General features: G+C 65.3%; 11 protein-coding genes. 5 read left to right on the forward strand and 6 right to left on the reverse strand.

Annotated features, from left to right (window positions below; genetic code table 11):
* Position 1: 1 nt before the first annotated feature.
* From RVU70_RS08400 to RVU70_RS08410, 3 genes are read left to right on the forward strand one after another with little or no spacing between them, the layout of a single operon-like run.
* Positions 2-2,746, forward strand: a complete 2,745-nt coding sequence (locus tag RVU70_RS08400; protein ID WP_363350877.1) for a response regulator — start codon at positions 2-4, stop codon at positions 2,744-2,746.
* A gap of 17 nt (positions 2,747-2,763) precedes the next feature.
* Positions 2,764-3,138: a response regulator gene (locus RVU70_RS08405; RefSeq protein ID WP_363350879.1), complete on the forward strand. Its 375-nt coding sequence runs from the start codon at positions 2,764-2,766 to the stop codon at positions 3,136-3,138.
* 26 nt (positions 3,139-3,164) lie between these two features.
* The gene (locus RVU70_RS08410; protein WP_363350881.1) at positions 3,165-4,775 is read left to right on the forward strand and encodes an adenylate/guanylate cyclase domain-containing protein; all 1,611 of its coding nucleotides are present in this window, start codon (positions 3,165-3,167) and stop codon (positions 4,773-4,775) included.
* Positions 4,776-4,964: 189 nt separating this feature from the next.
* Here the strand turns inward: RVU70_RS08410 and RVU70_RS08415 are convergent, their stop codons facing one another.
* The 6 genes from RVU70_RS08415 to RVU70_RS08440 all read right to left on the reverse strand — a co-directional run bounded on the left by RVU70_RS08415 (position 4,965) and on the right by RVU70_RS08440 (position 13,761).
* Positions 4,965-7,859: a PAS domain S-box protein gene (locus RVU70_RS08415; RefSeq protein WP_363350883.1), complete on the reverse strand. Its 2,895-nt coding sequence runs from the start codon at positions 7,857-7,859 to the stop codon at positions 4,965-4,967.
* A gap of 335 nt (positions 7,860-8,194) precedes the next feature.
* Positions 8,195-9,148, reverse strand: a complete 954-nt coding sequence (locus RVU70_RS08420; RefSeq protein WP_363350885.1) for a DUF5996 family protein — start codon at positions 9,146-9,148, stop codon at positions 8,195-8,197.
* Complete coding sequence (egtD, locus tag RVU70_RS08425; RefSeq protein WP_363350887.1) at positions 9,148-10,110, reverse strand: L-histidine N(alpha)-methyltransferase; 963 nt, start codon at positions 10,108-10,110, stop codon at positions 9,148-9,150. The genes RVU70_RS08420 and egtD overlap by 1 nt, the downstream gene beginning before the upstream one ends.
* Positions 10,110-11,393 carry an ergothioneine biosynthesis protein EgtB gene (gene egtB / locus RVU70_RS08430; protein ID WP_363350889.1) on the reverse strand — a complete coding sequence of 428 codons (1,284 nt, stop codon included), beginning with the start codon at positions 11,391-11,393 and terminating at the stop codon, positions 10,110-10,112. The genes egtD and egtB overlap by 1 nt, the downstream gene beginning before the upstream one ends.
* Before the next feature lie 103 nt (positions 11,394-11,496).
* Complete coding sequence (locus RVU70_RS08435; protein ID WP_363350891.1) at positions 11,497-13,050, reverse strand: FAD-dependent monooxygenase; 1,554 nt, start codon at positions 13,048-13,050, stop codon at positions 11,497-11,499.
* Between the two features lie 144 nt (positions 13,051-13,194).
* Positions 13,195-13,761 (reverse strand): DUF4142 domain-containing protein, encoded by a 567-nt coding sequence (locus tag RVU70_RS08440; RefSeq protein ID WP_363350893.1) that lies wholly within the window; start codon positions 13,759-13,761, stop codon positions 13,195-13,197.
* Positions 13,762-14,035: 274 nt separating this feature from the next.
* Between RVU70_RS08440 and RVU70_RS08445 the strand changes: the two genes are divergently transcribed.
* On the forward strand, positions 14,036-14,647 hold the full coding sequence (locus RVU70_RS08445) for a hypothetical protein (RefSeq protein ID WP_363350895.1): 612 nt from the start codon (positions 14,036-14,038) through the stop codon (positions 14,645-14,647).
* A gap of 14 nt (positions 14,648-14,661) precedes the next feature.
* Complete coding sequence (locus RVU70_RS08450) at positions 14,662-15,300, forward strand: hypothetical protein (RefSeq protein ID WP_363350897.1); 639 nt, start codon at positions 14,662-14,664, stop codon at positions 15,298-15,300.
* The last annotated feature ends 22 nt before the right edge of the window (positions 15,301-15,322 follow it).

Below are 15,322 nucleotides of genomic sequence, written 5' to 3' on the forward strand. Positions count from 1 at the left end.
GATGAAGCCTCTCAGCCTGCTGCGCAGCTCGATCGGCGCCAAAATCATCTTCTGGTTTCTCGTCATCAATCTCGTGTCCTGCGGATTGCTCGCCTGGCGCACCTACGACATCTCGCGCGAGTCGCTCGAGCAGGCCGTGCAAACGTCGCTGCAGGTCGTCGCCAAGAAGAAAGTCGAACAACTCGAGAATCTGACGCTCGAAAAAATCCGAAGCGTCGAAGCGTTGATGCATACGCCCTCGATCAGTGAAGCGGCGCGCGAATTTTCCCAGGCGTTGCAGGCGGGCGGCGCGGACTCGGAGGCCTATCGGCAGGCCGTGGCGAAGCATGGCCCGCCGCTCAGCCGCCTCGCAGATCGATTCAACTATGTGGATTGCGCGCTTCTTTCGCCCGCCGGCGACATTCTGTTCAACCAATCCGGCGCCGACGTCTTCAAGGGAAATCTGCGCGGCGACACGGAACTCGCCGACGCGATCGATCGCGCGCGGACCTTGCTGCAAGCCGAGATCTCGGCCTTTCAGATCTATCCGGGGATGACCGAACCGGCCGCTTTTATCGCGGGGCCCATTCTCGACGATGGCGTCGTCATCGCCGTCGTCGTCTTTCAGCTCGACAATCGCGAGCTCTACAGCGCGGTCAACGATTACACCGGCCTTGGCGAGACGGGGGAGGTGCTCGTCGCCGCCCATCTCGATCGCGACCAGATGGTCATCGTCAATCCGCTGCGTCGCGACGCCTCCAAGGCCTTCAGCATTCGCGCGCCGCTGACGGGAGGCGCTTATCCGGCGCTGGCGCGGGCGCTGGCCGGCGTTCACGGCTCGGGCCTCTTCGACGATGTCGAGGAGAAGCCCGTCGTCGCTTCATGGACCTATGTCCCGTCGTTTCGCTGGGGCATGGTCGTGCAGCAGCGGGCCGAGGAGGCCTTCGCCCTCACGCGGGCCGAGCGAAGCGCGACGCTGACGCTGCTGCTGTTCATGATGCCGCCGATCATCGTCCTGGCGCTCGCGGTTGCGCGCACCATCACCCGGCCGATCAAGACGGCGGTTCGCGTCGCCGAGCAGGTCGCGGGCGGCAATCTCGACGCCAAGTTCGAAATCACCAGCCGCGACGAAACCGGCCATCTTCTCGCCGCCATCCAATCGATGACCGGCGAATTGCGCGAGCTTTACAGTTCGATGGAGGACAAGATCAAAGCGCGCACGCGCGAGCTCCAGCGCGCCAATGAGGAGCTGCTGGTCGCGCGAGTGGCGGCCGAGGAGGCCAGCAAGACGAAAAGCGCCTTTCTCGCCAATATGAGCCACGAGCTGCGCACGCCGCTCAACGCCATCATCGGCTACAGCGAAATGCTTCAGGAAGACGCGCTCGACAAAGGCGACGACGAGCCTGTCGAAGATTTGAAGAAAATCGAGAGCGCCGGCCGCCATCTGCTCGGCCTCATCAACGACATTCTCGATCTCTCGAAGATCGAGGCCGGAAAAATGGAGGTCTTTGTCGAGCGCGTCGAGATCGGCCGGCTCGTGAATGAAGTGATGTCGATCGTCGCGCCCCTGGCGGAGAAGAATGGCAATGCGCTCGAGCTCCACTGTCCGGACGACATCGGCGGCTTCTCGTCGGATGAGACGAAAGTCAAGCAATGCCTGCTCAATCTGATGAGCAACGCCAATAAGTTCACGAGCAACGGCAAAGTGACGCTGAGCGTGGAGCGGGACGAAAACGCGGTCGTGCTGTTTCGCGTTTCCGACACGGGCCTCGGCATGACCGACGAACAACTCGGCCGGCTCTTCCAGGCCTTTACGCAAGCCGACGCCTCGACCACCAAGCGCTTTGGCGGAACGGGTCTGGGCCTCGCGATCACCAAGCATTTCTGCACCGCCCTGGGCGGCGACATCTTCGTCGAAAGCGCGCTCGGCGCCGGATCGACTTTTACGATGACGCTTCCCGATCAGCAGAAAAGCCCCGAGAAGGAAAAGGTCGAGCCGCAGGCCGAGGCGTCTCATGCGACGATCCTTGTCGTCGACGACGACGCGACGGCGCGTGACCTGCTGACGCGGACGCTGGAGAGCAAGGGTTATCGGGTCATCGCTGCGCGCAACGGGCTCGAGGCGCTCGCCTTGGCGCGACAGCACAAGCCGCAAGCCATTACGCTCGACGTCATGCTGCCGCAGCTCGACGGCTGGAGCGTTTTGAAGCAACTGAAGGAAGATCCAGAGCTTCGAGCCATTCCCGTCATCATGGTGACGATCCTCAACGAGCGCGGATTGGCGATACCGCTTGGCGCGGCGGAGCTTTTGACAAAGCCGATCGACCGGCAGCGTCTGACGACTCTGCTGGCGCAATATTGCAGCGCGCCCACTGAAAGCCGGGTGTTGATCATCGAAGACGATGCGGCGACGCGCGAGCTTTTGTGCCGGTCCGTATCGGGCGCCGGCTATCAGGCCGCAGCCGCCGTCAATGGCCAGGACGGACTCGACTGGATCGCCAGAAACCCCGCGCCCGACCTTATCCTGCTCGATCTGATGATGCCGAAACTGGACGGCTTCGGCTTTCTGCGGGAATTGCGCAAACATCCGGCCTACGACCGCCTCCCGGTCGTCATCGTCACTGCGAAAGAGCTGAGCCCCGAAGACATGCGCGACCTGGCGGCGCTGCACGCCGACATCGTCACCAAGGATCACGACTATCTTGGAGAGCTCGTTTCCATTATGCGTCAGTCGCTCGAGTCGAGCGGCGGCGTGCATTTTCATTGATTGCGGAGACCGAAAACGTGGTGAAGATTCTGCTTGTCGAAGACAATGAAATGAACCGGGACATGCTGTCGCGGCGTCTCAAGCGGAACGGTTACGCGGTGGTGATCGCCGTCGACGGACAACAGGGCGTCGAGATGGCCGCGTCTGAATCGCCGGACCTCATCCTGATGGATATGAGCCTGCCGGTGATCGACGGATGGGAAGCGACGCGGCGCGTGAAGGCCAATGAGGCGACGCGCGCCATTCCGGTGATCGCCCTGACGGCGCACGCCATGGCGGGGGATCGCGAGAAAGCCATTGAAGCGGGCTGTGAGGACTATGACACCAAGCCCGTTGAAATCACGCGGCTGTTGGGGAAGATCACGGCTCTGCTCACCCCTGGAGCCGCCTGATGCGCGCTTATTTACAGTAAGCCCAGATGACGACGCAGGGCGACGTCCCCTCGGGGAGAACCGATCGGGCGCTGATCACCTATATTCGGCAGGAGCTGAGCGCGCCGGCGCAAGCCATCGCGGGCTATGCCGAAATGCTGCTCGAGGAAGCCGAAAGGAGCGGCAGCGACGATTTTCGCGACGATCTGGCGCGCATTCAAAGCGCCAGCCGTGCGCTCAACGGGCTGATCGCCTCGCTCGTCGATCCCGCGCGGTCCCGGCATGGCCCGGACGCTCACGACGCGGAAGAATATCGGCGTCGGCTGCGGCATGATTTGCGCACGCCGATCAACGCCATCAAAGGCTACGGCGAAATGCTGCGCGAAGACGCAACGGAGCTGGAGGACGCCGGCGCATTCATCGCGGATCTGGACCAGCTCCTCGCGGAAGCGTCCCGCCTGCTCATTCGCATCGACGGCCTGGTGGATTTCTCGCTGCCCCAAAGCGAAGCCGCGAACGCCGGCGACGGGCGGGTCTCGGCCAAGGTCGTGGATCGGTTTTTGAAATCAGTGCAGCCGATCGCGGCGGGAGAGGCCGACTCCGCTGCGCTGCTGCCGAGCCGCATCCTTGTCGTCGACGACAATGCGTCGAACCGCGACCTTCTCAAAAGGCGCCTCGAACGCCAGGGCCACTCCGTTGTTCTCGCGGAGGGTGGATCCGCCGCTTTGGCGCTCGTCGAGAGCCAGAACTTCGATCTCGTGCTGCTCGATCTGCTGATGCCGGACGTCAACGGCTTCGACGTCCTCGTTGCGCTCAAATCGAGCCTGTCGCTGCGTGATATTCCGGTGATCATGATCTCCGCCTTGCAGGAGATCGATTCGATCGTGAGATGTATCGAGGCCGGCGCGGAAGATTATCTGACGAAGCCCTTCGATCCGGTGCTGCTGCGCGCGCGCGTGGGCTCGTCGCTGGAAAAGAAACGCCTGCGCGACCGCGAGCGTGAGGCCTTGGCGGCGCTGCATGTGGAAAAAGAGCGCTCGGAACAACTCCTCCTCAATATTCTCCCCGCGCCGATCGTCTCGCGTCTGAAGGGCGGCGAGACGGTCATCGCCGATCATCTTGCGAATGTCACCATTCTCTTCGCTGATTTCGTCGGCTTCACCGAACTGTCGTCGAAACTACCGGCGCCGGAACTGGTCGGGGTTCTGAGCCGCGTTTTCTCGAGCTTCGACGCGCTCGCGCTCGACTTCGGGGTCGAGAAAATCAAGACGATCGGCGACGCTTATATGGCCGCCTGTGGGCTCTTCGGAACGAGAGAGGATCACGCGGAGGCCGTCGCCGACATGGCCATGGCGATGATCGACGCGCTGAACCGCCTCAATGCGGATTTGCCGGCGCCGCTCGAGATCAGGATCGGCGTCAACTCCGGCGACGTGGTCGCGGGCGTGATCGGCACGCACAAATTCGTTTACGATATCTGGGGCGATACGGTGAATGTGGCGAGCCGGCTCGAGTCGCACAGCCTGCCGAGCCGCATTCAGATTTCCAGATCGACGCATGAGCGCTTGCGCGGACGCTATTTATGCGAAGCGCGCGGCGGCCTCGAAGTCAAGGGCAAGGGGCTGATGGAAACCTATTTCCTGATCGGCCGAGCATGAGCGAACGCATCCGCGCCGCCTGTCGATCGAGCCTTCAGGAATGTTGGAATGTCCGCTTTCGTCGTTTGCGCCTGCGTGGTCGGCAGGCCATGCGGAAAGCCGCTCCTGCTTCGACGACTTTCGTCGGCCTTGCGGAAGTCTGAGGTCGAGAGCCCCAGAGTCCGGGGACGTGTTGTCGCGCCACTTGGCTCAGCGAACGCTGCGTAGCAGCGCCTGAATCGCCTCGACAGACGCCGGCTTGGTCAGATGTGCGTCGAAGCCGGCTTCCTGTGTGCGGCGCCTGTCTTCCACCTGGCCCCAGCCGGTCAATGCGACGAGAAGAGGACGTTTGCCGGCAGACGTCTTGCGAATGCGGCGCGCGGTCTCATAACCATCGAGGCGGGGCATGCCGACGTCGAGGAAGATCAGGTCGGGGTCGAACTCGTTGACGAGGTCGACGCCGGAGAGGCCGTCGTAAACGACGCGGACCGTCGCGCCCAGGCTTTCGAGAAGCAGGCCGACGCTGTCGCCGACATCGCGATCGTCGTCGATAACGAGCGCCCGTGGCGAGGACGCGCCGTCGGCGACCAGCCGGTCTCCTCCAGGCGCCGCCGGCGCGGGCGCCGCGGCAAGCGGCAGCCAGACGATGAATTCGCTGCCGCTTCCAGGCCCATCGCTTCGCGCCGCGATGCGGCCGCCATGCAATTCGACGAGCTTGCGAACCAGCGCCAGGCCGATGCCGAGCCCGCCTTCCGAAAGGCGCGCGTGACGGTCGATCTGCGCGAAGAGATCGAAGACCCGCGGCAGCATATCGGCCGCGATGCCGACGCCATTGTCGCGAATGCGCAAGACGGCTTCGTCGCCGTCGCGCGCGCCTTCGACGACGATGACGCCGCCCGGCGGCGTATATTTCGCGGCGTTGTTGACGAGGTTCGTCGCGATCTGCGCGAGCCGCAAAGAATCGCCCGACACCCACAGCTCATCGACGATTTTCGTCGTGACGCGATGGCCCTTCTTGTCGATGAGCGGCTGACAGCTCTCCAAGGCGTCGCGCAAGAAGGTCGACAAGGGAACGCTTTCCTGGCGCAAATCGATCTTGCCCTGGTTGATGCGCGAGATTTCGAGAAGCTCGTCGACGAGACGCACGAGATGGTCGACCTGACGTTGAACCATATCGAGCGTCGCGGCGTCGGCGTCGTTCGGCCCATGCTTCATCCGCATGACGTGCACGGCGTTGCGGATCGGCGCCAGCGGATTGCGCAATTCGTGGGCGAGCGTCGCGAGAAAGTCGTCCTTGCGGCGATCCGCCTCCTTGAGCGCCAATTCCGCCGCCTTGCGTTCGGTGATGTCGCGCACGAAGGCCTGCATGCCGCAGACGTTTCCCCTCGCATCGAGGACAATCCACGTCCGCATGCTCACTGGAAAGACGACGCCATTCTCGCGTCGGTATTCCTTGTCGTATTCCGCCGACCGTCCATAGGGCAGGATCTGTTCCCGCACGATCGCGTCCTCCATCGCGTGCCAGCGCTCAGGCGTGAGATCGCGATAGGTGAGTTGCTTCAGCTCCTCGAGTGAGTAGCCGAGCATCGCCTGATAGGCCGGATTGGCGTCGATGATGCGGCCGGCCATATCGACCGTGACGACGCCGTCCGGGGTCCGCTCGAACAGCGCCTGATAGCGCAGCGCGCTTTCGCGCTGGGCGTCGAGCGCGAACTGGCGTTCGAGCATGTCCGCGGCCTGGCGGGCGAGCGCGTCGAAGAGCGCCAATTCATGCTCGCTCGGTTCATGAGGCGCGCGCCAGTGCGTGGAAATGGCGCCAATGAGACGGCCGTCGCGCGCAAAGAGGGGCGTCGACTGGACGGATCTGATCCCACTCAGCCGCCAATGCCCCAGTGATTGCGTCCCCTTGGCGAATTCCGCGTCTTCGACGTCCGTCGCGATCAGGCGCCGACCTTGTCTCAGCGCATGGCTGCAACTCGAGCCGCTCGACAAAGAAGTTCGCTCCCAGAAGGCCGCCGAGTCCGGATGAAAGCCTTTCCAGGCCAGGAGATGCAATTCGTCCTGTTCAGAATCGTACATTTGCAGACTGGCTGCGTCGGACTGCATCAACGTCATCGCCGCCTGCATGATCTCCTGATGAAGCAACGCGGCGTCGTCTTGCTTGACCAAGGCGCTGCTGATCGCCTGCAGTCGCTTCGCGTCGGCCAGGTCGCGGGCCATCTGGCGTTGGCTTTTGCGCAGATTCGCTTCGGCCTGCGCGCGTTCGACCGCGGCCCAGGTGCGCTCGGCGGTTTCCGTGATCAGGAAGACGTCGTCGCTGGTCCAATGACGGGGGGCGGCGCTCAGCGCCGTCATCGTGGCGCGCAGCCTGCCGTCCTTTAGGAGCGGCGCACAAAAGACGCCGCGAATCGAGAAGGCGTGGTAGGCCGCGACATCTGCGGGAGTTATCGATGGATCGCCCGCGACGTCGTCCGCGACGAAGGCGCGTCCGGCGCGCAGGACGTCGAGGACGATCTGGAATGGGGCGAAGTCGTGCTCGCCGATGACGCTCGGCGCGGCGTTGCGGGCATAGGCGCGCTCGATGATGATCTTCCCGCGCGTCTCGTCGATTTCGGCGTAATAAGTCCGGTCCGCGCCGAGCTGTTCGCCTAGGAGCCGGGCCGCCGCGTCCTGAATTTGAACGGGATCGCCGAGCGGCCGCAAAGCGTCGGCAAGCCGCAGCAGAAAGGCTTCACGCTCCTCGGTTTTGCGCAGCGCGGCTTCGGCGGCGCGGCGGGCGTCGATGTCGACGATAAAGCCGGTGAACTGGCGAAATGCGCCGCCTTCATCGAAACGCGGCGCGCCGATCAAGAGGACCCAGCGATAAGCCCCGTCGCTATGGCGCAGCCGACATTCCGCCTGAAAAGGCGCCCCTTGACGCAAAGCGGAATCGAAAGCGGCGCGCAGCGACGCGCGATCGTCGTCGTGTAGGACGTCGAGCCAGCCGAAACCGAGCGTCGCGCCGACCGTTTGTCCCGTGACGCGGCCCCAGGCGGCGTCGACATGGCTGAACTGTCCTATGTCGTCCGCCTCGAAACTGGCCGCCCAATGCTTCTGCTTTTCCATCCAATGAGATCCGGCATCCTCGGCGCGAGTTCGGAGGGTAATTCAGCCGCCACGCCGCTGCAAAGCGTAAGCGTTGAATTGGCTTCGATTAGTCAAAACCGGAACTTTCGGGTCTGCTCGCATCGTCTGCGCGTTCTGAAAAATGCACGTTGCACAACCTTAGATGTGCAGCCGCCTCGCGATTTTGACACAGGGGGATGCAACGGCGGGGATATCGGGTCTATTGCGGGCCCGGGCGTGACGGCGGCGGCTACGGACGGGCGGCTACTGAAGGGCGCGAGTGGTGAAACGAGGTCTTTGGCGTGCGCCGAAGGCCTCGTTTGCTGTGACCCCTGTCACGCGGACGCGGGCGGGACGCCGATCTGTCCGAGCGGACGCTCGAGCGCGGCGCGGTCCCAGCCGGCGGCGTTCGCGGCGGCAGCATAGGCGCTTTGCAGAAAGGCGAGCAGCGTCGCGTCCGGATCGTCAGCTTTGCGCACGATATCGTAAGGCAGGATGAATTCCTGCAGCGCCTCGTGGAAGAAGGCGCCCGGCGGCTTTATCGCTGCGCTCGCGAAGCCCGCGGGCGCGGGATAGGCGTAGGAATAGAAAGCCGGGAAGTCGACGCCGGCGCCGCCGGGCCAAAAGCCCGCGCTGCTGACTTCATGCGAATAGGCTTCGCGCACGACCGCGTCGGGGAGGTGGGGAACGCCGCCCGGATGGCGCGGCGCGCGCCGGCCTGAAAATCGTGTGGCGGCCAGATCGAAGCTCCCCCAGAAGAAATGCACCGGGCTCGCCTTGCCGATGAAGCCGGTGCGAAACAGCTTGAGCACGCGGTCGGCCTGAGCCAGCGCTCTCCAGAACCGGTGCGCCGAGTGCGGGTCATAGGCGCAATGAACGCGATCCGCGCTGAACGCGATCGGATCGGCGACTTCGTTGGGGCGCTCATCGATGCGCACTGAAACGCCGAGCTCCGCGAGCTTTACGAAAAGCCTGGAATGAAACGCCGCGACGGACTGGGCTTCGAGAGGCGTCTCTCGACGACCGTTGCTTGCCTCGAGGCGCAGCATGTGGTCAACGAAATCGAAATCGATCTGCAACAGACCGCCCCCAACCGCCATGGGAGAGGTGGTGAGCCCGCGGGCCGTCACATAAAGCGCCACATGCCAAGAGTGGTTGAGCCAGGGCGTCAGCGACAGGCGGATCTTGCCGACGATCTGGGTCCAAAGATGCAGCGTCGCGCAGGTGTCCCGCCAGTCGTCATAGGGCAGCGCGGGCCAGAGATCGCGATCGTTGTGCGCCGGGGCCATCAGGGCGCAACCAGTTCATGGACGCTGAACAAGCCCGACCCGTCGCTCCACACGCGGCGCGACGTCCAGCCGGCCGATTGCGCCATCTCACGAAACTGCGGGATGGAATATTTATAGGCGTTTTCCGTGTGGATCGTTTCGCCGGCGCGGAAGCGAAACTGCGCCTCTCCGACGCTGACAAGCTGATCTTTCAGGCTGACGAGATGCATCTCGACGCGCCCGTCGACCGGGTTGTAGGTCGCCGCGTGGCGGAAGGCGTCGAGATCGAAGCCGCCGGCGAGTTCGCGGTTGATGCGCGCCAGCAGGTTGAGATTGAAGGCTGCGGTCACCCCCGCTGCGTCGTCATAGGCGCGAACAAGCCGGCGGGGGTCTTTCTTCAGATCGACGCCAATGACGAGCCTTGCGTCGGGCGAGAGCGTCTCGCGCATCGCGGCGAGCAAGCGCGTCGCCTCCATGGGCGGGAAATTGCCGATCGTCGAGCCGGGGAAAAATCCGAGCTTCCTGCGTTGCGCCACATCGGCGGGAAGCGCGATCGGCGCCGAGAAATCCGCCGCGATCAGCCTCACGTCGAGCTTGGGAAATCTCACGCGCAGCCGCGCCTGCGCGTCGGCGAGCGCGCTTTGAGAAATGTCGATCGGGATATAGGCGCCAAGCCCGCCGACCGCTCCGAGCAGAATCTCGGTCTTAACGCTGGAGCCGGAGCCGAATTCCACGAGGACGGTCTCGTCGCCGACGCCTTGCAGCATCTCAGGGGCGTGAGCTTCGAGAATGCCGATTTCGGTTCGCGTTGGATAATATTCCGGCAGGCCGGTGATCTCTTCGAAGAGCGCGCTGCCGACCGCGTCATAGAGAAAGCGACAGGGAAGGCTCTTGTGCGGCCGCGACAGGCCGCTCAGGACGGCGGCGGCGAAGTCGTCGCCTGGAGCCTGAAACGGCGCGGCGCGTTCCCTTGCTTCCGCCATTACGCCGCCTCCGAGGCGAGGCGCAGGCCGAGGAACTGCCAGCGCTGATGCGGGTAGAAGAAGTTACGATAGGTCGCGCGCGCATGGCCGCGCGGCGTCGCGCAGGAGCCGCCGCGCAGCACATGCTGAGAGACCATGAACTTGCCGTTATATTCGCCGAGCGCGCCCTTGGGCGGGCGATAGCCGGGGTAGGGCAGATAGGCGCTCTGCGTCCATTCCCAGACGTCGCCGAACATCTGGCGCGGCGCGCCGTTCGAGGGTCCGGCCGGCAGCGGACGCAAGGCGCCCGTCGCGAGCGAATTGCCCTCCTGCGGCGCCGTCGCCGCCGCGACCTCCCATTCGAACTCCGTCGGCAGGCGCTTGCCGGCCCAGCGCGCGAAGGCGTCGGCTTCGTAATAGCTGACATGCGCGACCGGCGCGTCGTCGTCGAGCGGCTGCAGCCCGTGAAGCGACATTTGGAGCCAGGCGCCGTCGCGCCGCTCCCAATAGAGCGGCGCGCGCCAGTTTTCGCGCTCGACGGTCGTCCAGCCGTCCGAGAGCCACAGCGTCGGCGTCTCATAGCCGCCGTCGGCCATGAACGCCAACCACTCCCCGTTCGTGACCAAGCGATCAGCGAGCCGGAAGGGGTGAATGAGCGCGTCGTGGCGCGGCCCCTCGTTGTCGAAGGCAAACCCATCGCCGGCATGGCCGACTGGAAAGACGCCGCCGGGAAAATCGATCCAGCGCATCGGCTCGCGCGCCTCCCGACGCGCGCGGGGCGGCGCCTCGCGATAGGCCGGCCGCAAAGGGTTCGCGGCGAAGAGGGCGAGGATGTCGGTAAGCATCAGCTCCTGGTGCTGCTGCTCGTGGTTGATCCCGACCTCGATCAGACGGCGCCAGGGCGTCGGGTCTTGCTCCGCGAGGAGCTTATCGAGCGCGCGGTCGACATGGTCGCGATAGGCGAGGACGCGATCGAGCGGCGGCCACGTCAGCAAGCCGCGCTTGGGCCGCGGCTGGCGGGCGCCCAGCCGCTCGTAATAAGAGTTGAAGCAATAGGCAAAGGCCTCGTCGAACGGCGTATAGCGCGGGTCGTGCGCGGCGAGGATGAAGGTCTCGAAGAACCAGCTCGTGTGGGCGAGATGCCATTTCGTCGGACTGGCGTCGTCCATCGCCTGAACCGTCATATCTTCGGCGCTCAGCGGGGCGGCGATCTCCAAGGAGAGCCTGCGCGTTTCGAAGAGGCGCGCGCCGAGGGGACGCGCGTCTGCGAGCGGCCTGCCAGGGGCCAGTGCGGCTGCAACCATGCCACGTCTCCTTTGGGCGCCGTCCCGGCGACGATCGGGCAGGAAGGGCATATAGGGCGGCGGCGCGGTCTGAAGCGGCGTCGCGCGGTTTTCGCCGACGTCGCTATTCCGCCGCCGACCGCCTGTCTTGCCGCGCCGCCAGACGAATCCCGCGCTGCGCGAAATAGCGCTCGAGCGCGGCGGGCGCCGCGGCGGGATCGGCGAGCGCGACATAGCCGTCCGGCCGGACCAGATAGAGAGCGTCGCGTTTCAGGCCGGCCGCGACATGCGTCGGTCCCCAGTCGAAGACATGGAGCGGCAAGCCGTGATCGGCGCACCAGGCCGCGAGCGCGGGGCCGGCCGCGCCATAGACATGCGCCTGCCAGCTCAGCTCGGAGAGGGGCGCGAAATTGTCGGAGCCATCCATCGGCGCCCATGGCAGGCGGTCGCCGCCCGCAACGGCGCCGGCTTCGCCCACGCTGAGCGGACCGCCGCGGTAGTTCAGCGCGATTTGCGAGACGTTGCGGAAAATATAATCGCGCACCGGCGCAAGGCGCATGAGCCTCGGCAGCAGCAAAGGGGTTGCGCGCGTGCGCAGGAAGTCTGCGAGGCGTCCCTCCGCCGTCGCGAAGCTGAAGACGCGGTCCGTCGTCGCCACCAGCCGCCGCGCGAAGCCGATGCGCTCGGCCTCGTAACTGTCGAGCAGGTCCTCCGGCGCGAAGCCGCCGACGACCGCGGCGAGTTTCCAGGCGAGATTGACGGCGTCGCCGATGCCGGTGTTCATCCCCTGTCCGCCGGCGGGGCTGTGAATATGCCCGGCGTCGCCCAGGAGAAAGACGCGCCCGAAGCGGAAGCGCGCCGCGACCCGATGATGCACATGATAGGTCGAGAACCAGTTGAGCGTCTCGACCTTGACCTTCATATGGTCGATTGCGCGCGCGCCGACGTCGTCGAATGTCAGCGTCCGAGCCCGCTCCGCTCGCGCGTCGCGCACCGTGCCGACAAGCCGCGCCCGTCCTTCGCCCGGCATGGGAAAAACGGCCAGAAAGTCGGCCTCGTCGAGATCGACGTGCAATTCGCCGTTAAGCGCCGGCCCCGACGCCGCGACATCGGCGACGTAGAAGACACGCTGGTACGCGCCGCCCGGAAAGCCGGCGCGCATGAGACTCCGCACCGTCGAATGCGCGCCGTCGCAGCCGGCGAGAAACGGCGCCTCGCAGATCTCCTCGCGTCCGTCGGGGCCGCACAACGTCGCCCGAATATGGCCGTCCGCGTCGGCGACCTGCACGAGCTCTGTCCGGCGCGCAACGGCGAGGCCGGATTTTTCAAGGCGCTCGATCAGCAGGCGCTCATGCGCGTCCTGCGGAAAGACTTCCAGAAACGGATAGGCGGTCAGCCGCTCGCCGACGAATTCGAACGGGATGCGCGCAACCTTCTCGCCGCGCGCCCAGAGATTGGCCGCCGCGACGCGGCGCCCTCGCGCGATTACGGCGTCGGCGAGATCGAGCTGGCGATAGAGCTCCAATGTGCGCGCGTGGATCGCGAGCGCCCGCGAGGTTTCGCCTGGTCCTTCGCTCTTGTCGACGATCCTGACGGAGACGCCGAATTTCGCGAGCCACAGGGCCAAAACCAGGCCCGTCGGTCCAGCGCCCGCGATGAGAACGTCCGTGCGGGCCATCGTAATTCTCCTCGCGTGAGGGATCCCTCTCCCCGCGTGCGGAGAGAGGGTGCAGGGGAAAAGCGGTGACAGCCCAGGGGCCTGGCGTCGGCCGCGCCCCCCAATGACGGGGAGCATGCCCGCCATTGCGCGCGATGCGCAACCTTACATGACGCCCGAGGGCTCCTGCAGTTTTTCGGCCCGGTCGAGATGACGTTGCAGCATGGCGACCGAATTCTGCGCCCAGTCTCTCAGCTGCGCATTGTCGCCGTTCGAGGCGTAGGCCTGGAAGATTCGCAGCGCCTCCTGATGGCCCTTGATCTGCTGCGTTCTGAACTGCCGGTCGAAATTGCGCTCGGAAGCGGACTTCAGCTGGCTGAGGTTGGTTTGATGCTCATTGTCGAGCGCGGTGGGGAGCTGCATGCCGCGCCCGCGCTGAACGAGCGATCGCAGCTGGTCGTTCATCTGGGTGTGATCGTCGACGATCATCCGGGCGAAGTTCTTGAACTCCGATCCCATCGCCTTGTTCTCGGCCTCCTGTCCCGCCTGGATCTCGAACTGGTTGATGTTCCAGGCCTTGGTGAGGAACTGGTCGGTCGTGAGCCGCTCGGCCTGTGTGAGCGGCGCGTTCGTCGCGGGATTTTGCTGGGTCTGCTGGCGCATCGTCTGGGCCTGCAGCGGCGTCATGAGAGCGATCGCGAGGACGGCGCTGGATGCGAGAGCCAGTTTCATGTGAGACTCCTTTGAATCCCCCCGCCCTCAACGCGTCGGCGCCCTCGCCGTTCCTCCCAGAAAACCCTGCGCGGCGAGGGGCTTGCGCTCGCCTGCCTGCATGTTCGGGTCAGGCGTCGACAATGATCGTTCCTGCGGCCAGCCGCGCTTGTCAGCGCCCGTCCCGATCCCACTCTAGACAGTCGGGCAAGCTCGCGGGCTCCAGACCTTTTCCTCGAGCGTTGGGTCGGACGTCCTCGCCCTCGCGCCTTCATTCATGCAGGGAGTGAAGCTCATGTCTGTCGCCTTTCGAAAGGAAGCCAGGCCAGTGGGCGGCGTCGTCGGCGCCGGCGTCGTCGATGCGGCGGGAGGCGCCGCCGCGATCATCCTCGCGATCTGCGGCCTCGCGGGCGTCGAGCCGCCGATGTTGGCGGCGATCGCGGCGCTCGTCGTGAGCGGCGCGCTGCTCGCCCGCGCTGGAATGATCGCTTCCGCCCTGTCCGCCGCGGACGCCTCGGCCGGTCTTGCAATGATCGGGGATTTCGGCGGCGCGCTCACGGCGCTGTTCCTGGCCGGAGTCGGCGGGCTTGCGCTTGGGATTCTCGCGCTTCTCGACGTCGCGCCGCTCGCCTTGACGGCCGTGGCCGTGATCGGCTTCGGGGGAGCGCTTCTATTGAGCAATGGCGCCGGCGCGCTCATGCGCAACGTCCCGGATGGAGCGCAGGCTTCGGAAATCGCGCCCGCGATCGCGGGTCTCGTCGCGCTCGTGCTTGGCGTTCTGGCGCTGGCGCAGACCGGGGGCTTCCCGCTCGTGCTGTCGGCGCTGCTCATTCTCGGCGCCGGGGTCCTGATCTCCGGCGGCGGCCTCGCCCTGATGATGCAGGCGGTGACGCTGCGTCGCGCCTGAACGGGAGACGCGCCATGGCGACTGCGGCGGAAACCCGCGCCGGCTGGACCTATGAAGCCTTTGACGTGGTCGCGAGCTTGAGCGCAATCACGCTTGCGGCGTGTGGCCTCGCCGGCGTCGTTGCGCCCATCATGGCCGTAGCGGCGACAATGGTGCTCGGCGTCGCTTTGGCCGCGAACGGCGCGCGTCTCTTGCGCTGTTACGCGCGTCGCGACGCGAGCGGCCCGCTGCGTTATTCGATCGTCGTCGCAGGGTTGGCCGGCGCAGCGCTTGCGGTCATCGCGCTGGCGGGGGCCGATCCCGCGGTGCTGACGCCTGTCGCAAGCATGGTTTTCGGCGCCGGCCTCGTGCTCAAAAGCAACGTTCTGTGGGAACTTCAGTCTATCCATGAGATCGGCGGGGGTCAGAGCGAAGGCGCCGCGACGGGGGGCAGCCCGGCGTTCCTGTCTCTCGCCGGCTTTACGTCGGGCGCTCTCGGGGCCATCGCCGCCGCAGGGGGGCCAAATGATCTTACGCTCAATCTTGCCGCCCTGATCGTTGCGGCGTCCGCCCTTGTCCTGTCGAGCGCCAGCGCCACGGCCGTGACGGCGCGGATCGTTCGTCCGTTCTCTCTGATGCGCCATGCCGTGCGCGAGCCGCGCAAGGCGGGCTGAGTTTCTCTCATCGACCAAAGCT

It is taken from the genome of Methylocystis echinoides, assembly GCF_040687965.1.
In the GTDB taxonomy this organism is placed as follows: domain Bacteria; phylum Pseudomonadota; class Alphaproteobacteria; order Rhizobiales; family Beijerinckiaceae; genus Methylocystis; species Methylocystis echinoides_A.

Coding starts and splice junctions, on each gene's coding strand:
- RVU70_RS08400 (WP_363350877.1), top strand. CDS start 2: ATGAAGCCTCTCAGCCTGCTGCGCAGCTCGATCGGCGCCAAAATCATC.
- RVU70_RS08410 (WP_363350881.1), top strand. CDS start 3,165: ATGACGACGCAGGGCGACGTCCCCTCGGGGAGAACCGATCGGGCGCTG.
- RVU70_RS08415 (WP_363350883.1), bottom strand. CDS start 7,859: ATGGAAAAGCAGAAGCATTGGGCGGCCAGTTTCGAGGCGGACGACATA.
- RVU70_RS08420 (WP_363350885.1), bottom strand. CDS start 9,148: ATGGCCCCGGCGCACAACGATCGCGATCTCTGGCCCGCGCTGCCCTAT.
- egtD (WP_363350887.1), bottom strand. CDS start 10,110: ATGGCGGAAGCAAGGGAACGCGCCGCGCCGTTTCAGGCTCCAGGCGAC.
- egtB (WP_363350889.1), bottom strand. CDS start 11,393: ATGGTTGCAGCCGCACTGGCCCCTGGCAGGCCGCTCGCAGACGCGCGT.
- RVU70_RS08435 (WP_363350891.1), bottom strand. CDS start 13,050: ATGGCCCGCACGGACGTTCTCATCGCGGGCGCTGGACCGACGGGCCTG.
- RVU70_RS08440 (WP_363350893.1), bottom strand. CDS start 13,761: ATGAAACTGGCTCTCGCATCCAGCGCCGTCCTCGCGATCGCTCTCATG.
- RVU70_RS08445 (WP_363350895.1), top strand. CDS start 14,036: ATGTCTGTCGCCTTTCGAAAGGAAGCCAGGCCAGTGGGCGGCGTCGTC.
- RVU70_RS08450 (WP_363350897.1), top strand. CDS start 14,662: ATGGCGACTGCGGCGGAAACCCGCGCCGGCTGGACCTATGAAGCCTTT.